Here is a 7,877-nt window from a genome sequence, read left to right as displayed (position 1 = left end):
TGCTCCTAGTACGAGAGGACCGGAGTGGACGAACCTCTGGTGTTCCGGTTGTCACGCCAGTGGCATTGCCGGGTAGCTATGTTCGGAAGCGATAACCGCTGAAAGCATCTAAGCGGGAAGCGCGCCTCAAGATGAGATCTCCCGGGGCACAAGCCCCCTGAAGGAACCATGTAGACTACGTGGTTGATAGGTCAGGTGTGTAAGTACAGCAATGTATTGAGCTAACTGATACTAATGATCCGTGCGGCTTGACCATATAACCTCAAGTTGCCTTGGCTTTACGACAGCGTCGTAAGAGCATCCAAGTGCACGCTACGTCACAAGATCTATGAGAGGCAGGCGCCTTATCCAGCTGTACCGGATGGCGACGCTCCAACCGCCTCCCTGGTGAAATTAGCGCTGTGGAACCACCCGATCCCATCCCGAACTCGGAAGTGAAACGCAGCTGCGCCGATGGTAGTGTGGCTCAAGCCATGCGAGAGTAGGTCATCGCCAGGGTTTACACCCAAAACCCCGCTGCTTACGCAGCGGGGTTTTTCTTTATAAGTGAAGGCACTGCGTTTTCCGGGTTCCTTCCGCCCCAAGGGCAAGATCGCGAGCTGGCGCTGCAAGCGCTGCTGCAACCGTCTCCCTGGTGAAATTAGCGCTGTGGCACCACCCGATCCCATCCCGAACTCGGAAGTGAAACGCAGCTGCGCCGATGGTAGTGTGGCTCAAGCCATGCGAGAGTAGGTCATCGCCAGGGTTTACACCCAAAACCCCGCTGCTTACGCAGCGGGGTTTTTCTTTATAAGTGAAGGCACTGCGTTTTCCGGGTTCCTTCCGCCCCAAGGGCAAGATCGCGAGCTGGCGCTGCAAGCGCTGCTGCAACCGTCTCCCTGGTGAAATTAGCGCTGTGGCACCACCCGATCCCATCCCGAACTCGGAAGTGAAACGCAGCTGCGCCGATGGTAGTGTGGCTCAAGCCATGCGAGAGTAGGTCATCGCCAGGGTTTACACCCAAAACCCCGCTGCTTACGCAGCGGGGTTTTTCTTTATAAGTGAAGGCACTGCGTTTTCCGGGTTCCTTCCGCCCCAAGGGCAAGATCGCGAGCTGGCGCTGCAAGCGCTGCTGCAACCGTCTCCCTGGTGAAATTAGCGCTGTGGCACCACCCGATCCCATCCCGAACTCGGAAGTGAAACGCAGCTGCGCCGATGGTAGTGTGGCTCAAGCCATGCGAGAGTAGGTCATCGCCAGGGTTTACACCCAAAACCCCGCTGCTTACGCAGCGGGGTTTTTCTTTGTGCGTAGCAAACGCCGGTAGTGCCGGCCGCTGGCCGGCAACCCGATGGCGTTACATCGCCCGGTAGATTCATGCCATGCGTGGGCGAGATGGTCCCCACGGAAGGCGGTGCCAACCGAGGTTGGCACCCACCAATGGCAGAGCGTACAAAAAAAGCGGCGCCCCACGGGGCGCCGCTTTGACCTCAACGATGTTCAGTCGAGCATGGCTCGACCCTACTTTGCAGCGGCCGCAGCCTTGTCCTTCATCATCGCGTCGCGGGCAGCCTTGAACGGGTTGCCTTCGTACCAGTTCGGCCAACGATCGCCACCGGCCAGTTCCTTGCCCACGCCGTACATCAACTGAAGGTCTTCGACGGTACCGTCCAGCTTCCAGGTGGCCGCGTCGAACTCGTCCTTCGGGCCGTGGTAACGGTTGGCGCCGTAGTCGGCTGCGGCCTTGCGGCCAGCGTCAACGCCGCCCTCGCGCAGGTCCTCGCCGCCATCGGCGTACAGGGCCGGCACGCCGGCTTTGGCGAAGTTGAAGTGGTCCGAGCGGAAGTAGAAGCCGCTCTGCACCGACGTCTCACCATGCAGCGTGCGGTCCTGGGCAGCGGCCAGCGGCTTGAGAATGTCCTCCAGCTCCGAACTGCCGAAGCCGGTGACGGTCACGTCCTTGGCACGGCCGGCCACTGACATCGCGTCGATGTTGATCACGCCAGCAATCTTGTCCAGCGGGAAAGTCGGATGGGCAACGTAGTACTTCGAACCCAGCAGGCCGGATTCTTCCAGGGTCACCGCCAGGAACACCACCGAGCGCTCCGGCTTCGGATCCTGGTGCGCCATGGCTTCGGCCACTTCGAGAATACCGGCGACGCCGGTCGCATTATCGACGGCGCCGTTGTAGATGTTGTCGCCGGTCTCGCCCTCATGCTTGCCCAGGTGATCCCAGTGCGCCATGTACAGCACCGCCTCGGCAGCGCGCTTGCTACCCGGCAGCACACCCACCACGTTGCGCGACTGCTTCTGTGCGATCTGGCTCTTCAGGTCGACCGCAGCGGTGGCCTTCAGCGGCACCGGCTTGAAACCGCGCTTGCTGGCATCCTTGTAGGCCTGCGCCAGGTCCAGGCCGGCTCCGGCAAACAGCGCCTTGGCCGCGTCGGCACTCAGCCAGCCCTGCACCGGAATACGGGCTTCCGGGTCATCCTTGGCTGGCAGGTCGTACTGCGGGCCAGCCCAGGAATTCTTCACCACGTCCCAGCCGTAGGACGCGCCGGCGGTGTCGTGCACGATCAGCGCGGCAGCGGCCCCCTTGCGGGCAGCCTCCTCGAACTTGTAGGTCCAGCGCCCGTAGTAGGTCATGCGCTTGCCGTCGAACAGCTTCTCGTCGTCGATATGGAAGCCCGGATCGTTGACGAACATCACGACGGTCTTGCCCTTCCAGTCCTGGCCGGCGTAGTCGTTCCACTTCTGCTCCGGCGCATCGACGCCATAGCCGACGAACACCAGATCGCTGGCATCGACCTTCACCTCGGCCTGGCCGGTACGGGTGCCGACCACCATGTCGGTGCCGAACTTCAGTTCGGTGGTCTTGCCACCCTGGGTGATCTTCAGCACGGTCGATTCGTCGGCCGTGGTCTCGGTCATCGGTACATCCTGGAACCAGCTGTCGCCGTTGCCGGGCTGCAGGCCGATGCGCTGCATCTGGTCGCGGATGTAGTTGACCGTCAGTTCTTCGCCCTTGCTGCCCGGCGCGCGGCCTTCGAACTCATCCGAAGCCAGGGTCTTGACCATCTCGGCGAAGTCGCCGGCATTGATCTCCGGGGAGAACGCATGCGCAGCCGGCTTGGCAGCTGTGGTGTCGGTGGCCGGCGCGGGCGCCGGAGTGTCTTCGCCTTTGCAGGCACTGAGCGCGGCCGCAGCGGCCAGGCACAGGAGGAGTTTGCGGGGCATCGTCGATTCCTGGGTAACAAAGGGCGGCCGCGCGTCGTGCACGACCGGTGTCAGCGAGTATCACCGAACCCGAAGGCGCGGTGCGCTCAGTCCGCGGGAGCGGTTTCGGTGTCGAACGGGATCGGCTCGGCGCCGGTGACCGGGCCGATGCGCGCAGTGCGATGCACGTACAGCACCACCTCGCGTTCGAACTGCAGTGGACCCTTGACCACGGCATTCGGGCCGATGATCACACGCGGCTTGCGGCTGGCGGTCAGCGAGACACTGAAGTTCGGCTTGCGCACATGCACGCCGCCGTTGACCTGCGAACCGATACCGACGGTGATGTCACCGTTGACGGTCTCCACATCCTTGCCGACGCGGCTTTCGACCAGGCCGATGCCACCATTGACGGTCTCGACACCGCCTTCGACCTGGCTGCCGCGATCGGTGAAGATGCTGCCGTTGACGGTGCTGACGCCGCCGCTGGCGATCACTTCGCGGCCCAGGCGTACGCCGCCGTTGACCGTTTCGATCTTGCCGGTGCGCGCGCCGTCGGCGACCTTGACCCCGCCGTTGACGGTGTCGATGCTGCCGGTCTCGACGCCTTCGCCGACGCGGATGCCACCGTTGACGGTGTCCAGCTTGCCGTAGCGCTGGCCGGGTTCGGCGCTGATGCTGCCGTTGACCTTGCTGATGTTCTCCTGCGCACAGACCGGCCCGGTGGCCAGCAGTACGCCCAACAGCAGCGGAATGGAAAGAATTTTCATGGCGACCTCGATGGATGTGCGGCTGGCAGGCCGCGTGCGGAGATGTCACCATTCCCCGGTAACCCCCGCAACTGCCTGAAGTCACTGGAAAGCCCTTGCGCGACAATGCCTTCCCATCACGCCGACATCACATCGCCGCTGCCCGCGGCGGGCGCTGCCTGCTGCTGGGGCTGGCCCTGGCGCTGGCCTTGCCGCTGCCAGGTGCCGCACAGACTACGCGCGAGACCGAGCGCAAGCTGCAGAAACTGCGCAGTGAGCTGAAGGGCGTGGCGCAGGAGCGACGGCAGATCGAGGGCCAGCGCGGGCAGGCGTCGCAGCAGCTGCGCGAGGCCGACGAGAAGGTGGCACGCACCGGCCGCGCGCTCGCGCAGACCGAAGCCGCGCTGCGCGAGCAGGCCCAGGCCCTGGCCGAAGCCGAGCAGCGCCGCAGTACCCTGCAGGGCAACCTCGCCCAGCAGCACCGCGAACTGGCCGGGCTGCTGCGTGCGGCCTATCAGCTGGGCAACCACGCACCGCTGAAACTACTGCTGTCGCAGGATACCGCGGCCGATGCGAATCGTGCCCTGGCCTACCATCGCTACCTGCAGCGCGAGCGTGCGCAGCGGATCACCACGCTGACCGCCGACCTGAAGGAACTGGAAGCACTGCAGGCGCAGATCGCCGAGCGCAAGCAGAAGCTGCAGGGGACGCAGCAGGACCAGAAACAGCAGGCAGCCGCTCTGGAAGCGGACCGCCGCGATCGCGCAAAGACCGTTGCCTCGCTGGAAGAGCGGTTCAAGGACCAGCGCGAGAAGGAACAGGCGCTGGGCCAGGACGCCAAGGCGCTGGAAACATTGCTGGCCAACCTGCGAGCGGCCGCTGCCCGTGCCGAGGCCGAGCGCCGCGCGGCTGCACGCCGTGCGGCAGCGGAGAAGGCCGCCGCCGAACGTGCTGCACGCCAAGCCGCCGCACAGGGCCGGCCGCCACCGCCACCGACCAAGGTGCCGCCTGCGGTCGCATCGGCACCGGCGCCGAAGGTGGGCGGCCTGGGCTGGCCGTTGTCCGGCAACCTGCTGGCCCGCTATGGCGGCAAGCTGCCCGATGGCCGCACCAGCAGTGGCGTGCTGATCGGCGCACCGGCTGGCAGCACGGTCACCGCCGTGGCCGATGGCACCGTGGTGTTCTCCGACTGGATGACCGGCTACGGCATGATCCTGATCGTCGACCACGGCAACGGCTACATGAGCCTGTACGCGCACAACGACACCCTGCTGAAGGATGCCGGTGCGCGGGTCAGCCGCGGTGATGCAGTGGCCAAGGTCGGCAATTCGGGTGGCCAAGGTGTCACCGCGCTGTACTTCGAGCTGCGTCGTGGCGGGCAGCCGGTCAACCCGGACAGCTGGCTGCAGCGGCGCTGAACCCGGCTCGTTACGCACGGGCCGGATTCAACGGGAATTTAGCTGTGCTTCGCGCATAATCGGTGCATGTGCCTTGGGCACCATGCCACCGTCGACAGGAGTGATCCATGCGCGCAGCCCGTACCGCCACCCTCTTGCTGGCCCTGTTGCCAGCGCTGTCCTGGGCGCAGCAGACCGCGCCTGCCCCAAGCCAGGAAACCAGCGGGCAGGCAGCGAACAGCGAGGAGGCGGTGACCTCGAAGGTGCCGCTGGAGGAAATCCGCCGGTTCGTGGCCGTGTACAACGCGGTGCGCGCCGCCTATGTCGACCCGGTCGATGACAAGAAGCTGATGCAGTCAGCCGTGCGTGGCCTGCTGCTCGACCTTGATCCGCACAGCACCTACTTCAACAAGGAAGACGCGCAGGCTTTCGACGAGCAGGCCAACGGTGCCTACGAGGGCATCGGCGTGGAGCTGCAGCAGCAGCCGGACAACGCCAGCATGAAGGTGATCGCGCCGATCGACGACACGCCGGCAGCCAAGGCCGGCATCCTTGCCGGCGATTTGATCATCGCCATCGACGGCAAGCCGATCAGCGCCATCGATGCGAGTGAACCGCTGCGCGGCCCAGCCGGCAGCAAGGTGGTGCTGACCATCGTGCGCGAAGGCAAGCCGAAGCCGTTCGATGTCAGCCTCACCCGCCAGACCATCCGCGTGACCAGCGTGCGCAGCCGCCTGCTGGAACCCGGCTATGGCTACATCCGCCTGAGCACCTTCCAGGCCGATACCGGCTCGGACTTCCAGAAGCACGTGCAGCAGCTGCAGAAGCAGTCCGGTGGCCAGCTCAAGGGCCTGGTGCTGGATCTGCGCAGCAATCCGGGTGGCCTGCTGACGGCCGCCGTGCAGGTAGCCGACGATCTGCTCGACAAGGGCAACATCGTCAGCACCCGTGGCCGCATCAGCATCAGCGATGCCCGATTCGACGCGACCCCAGGCGACCTGCTGAAGGGTGCACCGGTGGTGGTACTGGCCGATGCCGGTTCGGCCAGTGCCTCGGAAGTGCTCGCCGGCGCGCTGCGCGACAACAAGCGCGCCCGCGTGGTTGGCAGCCGCACCTTTGGCAAGGGCTCGGTGCAGACCGTGCTGCCGCTGGACAACGGCGATTCGGTGAAGCTGACCACCGCGCGCTATTACACGCCCAGCGGCAAGTCGATCCAGGCCACCGGCATCGTGCCGGACGTCGAGTTGAAGCCCGCCGCCACCCCGGCGGAGGATGCCCTGCCGGCCAGCCTGAGCGACTACAGCGAAGCGACCCTGCCGGGCCATCTGCGTGGCGACGACGAAGGCACCGAGGGCTACCACGCCGGTGCGGTGCTGCCGGGCGATGGCCCGATCAACGACGCGCTGGCCGAGCTGAAGAACCCAGGCTCGGTGGCCGCACGGTTGAAGGCCGAGGCCGCCAAGGCGGATGCGGCCAAGGCCGCGAAGGCCGCTGCGGCGAAGCCGGAAGCGAAGGTCGAACCTAAGCCGGAAGCAAAGCCGGAAGCAAAGCCCGCACCGGCCCCAGCGAAGCCGTGAGGTAGCGCCGGGCCATGCCCGGCGTCGGCTCAAGGGCGGAAGAAGAAAACAAATGCCGGCCAGCGGCCGGCACTACCCGGGCGGTCAGAAGCCGTGGCGCTTGCGCAGGCGGCGGGCGATGGCCGCCCGCACGTAGACTCCGTACACCACGCCGAACACGAAGCCACCGATGTGCGCCCACCAGGCCACCATGCCGAAGCTGGGGCCGATGTGGGCGAACACCACCTGCAGTGCCGCCCAGACGCCGATCAACAGATAGGCCGGCGCGCGCACGAACTCCAGGAACAGGCCGAGCGGGATCACCACGCCCAGCCGCGCGCCAGGGAACAGGGCCAGATACGCACCGATCAGGGCCGACACCGCGCCACTGGCGCCGATGATGATCTGGTCCGGGCTGCCCATGGTGTAGATCGCCACCAGGTTCGACACTGCGCCGCCGACCAGGAACAGCAGCAGCAGCCGCCACGGCCCCAGCACCCGCTCGGCGGGCAGGCCGAAGATCAGCAGGAACACCAGGTTGCCCAGCAGGTGTGACCAGTCGGCGTGCAGGAACAGCGCGGTGAACAGGCGCAGCACGCTGCCGTCCTGCAGGGTCGCCCACCAGTCCAGCGGGTGGGTCAGGCCGGTGGACAGGGCGCCCCAGTCCAGCCAGAGGCTGCCGCGGGCATCGTCCGGCCGCGAGATCGACCACAGGAACGCCAACCACAGTGCCGCAAACAGCACGGGCGTGGCCCAGCGCAGGGCCGCCTTCTTGCGGGACGGGAGGGAGACGAACATGGCACTAGCCTAGCGTGCGGGCGCTTGCGGCGGGGATTGTCCTGTTCAGCTTTCGAGACGAGAAAACCGACCGCACCGTTATTGTTTCATTAACGGCTCTGGGTAATACTCGCATACGGCGTCGTATGTCGGGAGGGGAATCCGGCGCGCTCCGATGGGTCCCAGGACTTGGCGGGCGCAGGCG

The 7,877-nt window shown here is 65.6% G+C and carries 5 protein-coding genes and 5 rRNA genes; 7 read left to right on the top strand and 3 right to left on the bottom strand.

Annotated elements, in window-relative coordinates; translation table 11 throughout:
- From G370_RS0120385 to rrf (G370_RS0120365), 5 genes are all read left to right on the top strand, one after another.
- Positions 1-256: ribosomal RNA gene (locus G370_RS0120385) — 23S ribosomal RNA — on the top strand; the annotation flags it as partial.
- Between the two features lie 127 nt (positions 257-383).
- Positions 384-498: ribosomal RNA gene (gene rrf, locus G370_RS0120380) — 5S ribosomal RNA — on the top strand.
- A gap of 132 nt (positions 499-630) precedes the next feature.
- Positions 631-745 (top strand): 5S ribosomal RNA (rrf, locus tag G370_RS0120375).
- Between the two features lie 132 nt (positions 746-877).
- Positions 878-992: ribosomal RNA gene (rrf, locus tag G370_RS0120370) — 5S ribosomal RNA — on the top strand.
- Between the two features lie 132 nt (positions 993-1,124).
- A 5S ribosomal RNA gene (rrf, locus tag G370_RS0120365) occupies positions 1,125-1,239 on the top strand.
- Positions 1,240-1,498: 259 nt separating this feature from the next.
- Here rrf (G370_RS0120365) and G370_RS0120360 read toward each other — a convergent pair.
- Together G370_RS0120360 and G370_RS0120355 are read right to left on the bottom strand one after the other, a co-directional pair.
- Complete coding sequence (locus tag G370_RS0120360) at positions 1,499-3,214, bottom strand: M28 family metallopeptidase (protein WP_019662233.1); 1,716 nt, start codon at positions 3,212-3,214, stop codon at positions 1,499-1,501.
- A gap of 86 nt (positions 3,215-3,300) precedes the next feature.
- On the bottom strand, positions 3,301-3,963 hold the full coding sequence (locus G370_RS0120355; RefSeq protein WP_019662232.1) for a DUF4097 family beta strand repeat-containing protein: 663 nt from the start codon (positions 3,961-3,963) through the stop codon (positions 3,301-3,303).
- A gap of 95 nt (positions 3,964-4,058) precedes the next feature.
- Between G370_RS0120355 and G370_RS0120350 the strand changes: the two genes are divergently transcribed.
- The gene (locus G370_RS0120350; protein ID WP_026347290.1) at positions 4,059-5,360 is read left to right on the top strand and encodes a murein hydrolase activator EnvC family protein; all 1,302 of its coding nucleotides are present in this window, start codon (positions 4,059-4,061) and stop codon (positions 5,358-5,360) included.
- 107 nt (positions 5,361-5,467) lie between these two features.
- Positions 5,468-6,916 carry a S41 family peptidase gene (locus G370_RS0120345; protein WP_019662231.1) on the top strand — a complete coding sequence of 483 codons (1,449 nt, stop codon included), beginning with the start codon at positions 5,468-5,470 and terminating at the stop codon, positions 6,914-6,916.
- Positions 6,917-7,000: 84 nt separating this feature from the next.
- Here the strand turns inward: G370_RS0120345 and G370_RS0120340 are convergent, their stop codons facing one another.
- A complete protein-coding gene (locus G370_RS0120340) occupies positions 7,001-7,693 on the bottom strand; it encodes a rhomboid family intramembrane serine protease (RefSeq protein WP_019662230.1) in 693 nt (230 codons plus the stop codon).
- Between the last annotated feature and the right edge of the window lie 184 nt (positions 7,694-7,877).

The sequence above is a fragment of the Stenotrophomonas hibiscicola ATCC 19867 genome, from assembly GCF_000382065.1.
In the GTDB taxonomy this organism is placed as follows: domain Bacteria; phylum Pseudomonadota; class Gammaproteobacteria; order Xanthomonadales; family Xanthomonadaceae; genus Stenotrophomonas; species Stenotrophomonas hibiscicola.
The sequence above is the reverse complement of the archived record's forward strand: the minus strand, read 5'-3'. Positions and strand labels throughout refer to the sequence as shown.

What these genes read in the sequence shown, in the direction of transcription:
- G370_RS0120345 (WP_019662231.1), top strand. Translation starts at nt 5,468, where the DNA reads ATGCGCGCAGCCCGTACCGCCACCCTCTTGCTGGCCCTGTTGCCAGCG.
- G370_RS0120355 (WP_019662232.1), bottom strand. Translation starts at nt 3,963, where the DNA reads ATGAAAATTCTTTCCATTCCGCTGCTGTTGGGCGTACTGCTGGCCACC.
- G370_RS0120360 (WP_019662233.1), bottom strand. Translation starts at nt 3,214, where the DNA reads ATGCCCCGCAAACTCCTCCTGTGCCTGGCCGCTGCGGCCGCGCTCAGT.
- G370_RS0120340 (WP_019662230.1), bottom strand. Translation starts at nt 7,693, where the DNA reads ATGTTCGTCTCCCTCCCGTCCCGCAAGAAGGCGGCCCTGCGCTGGGCC.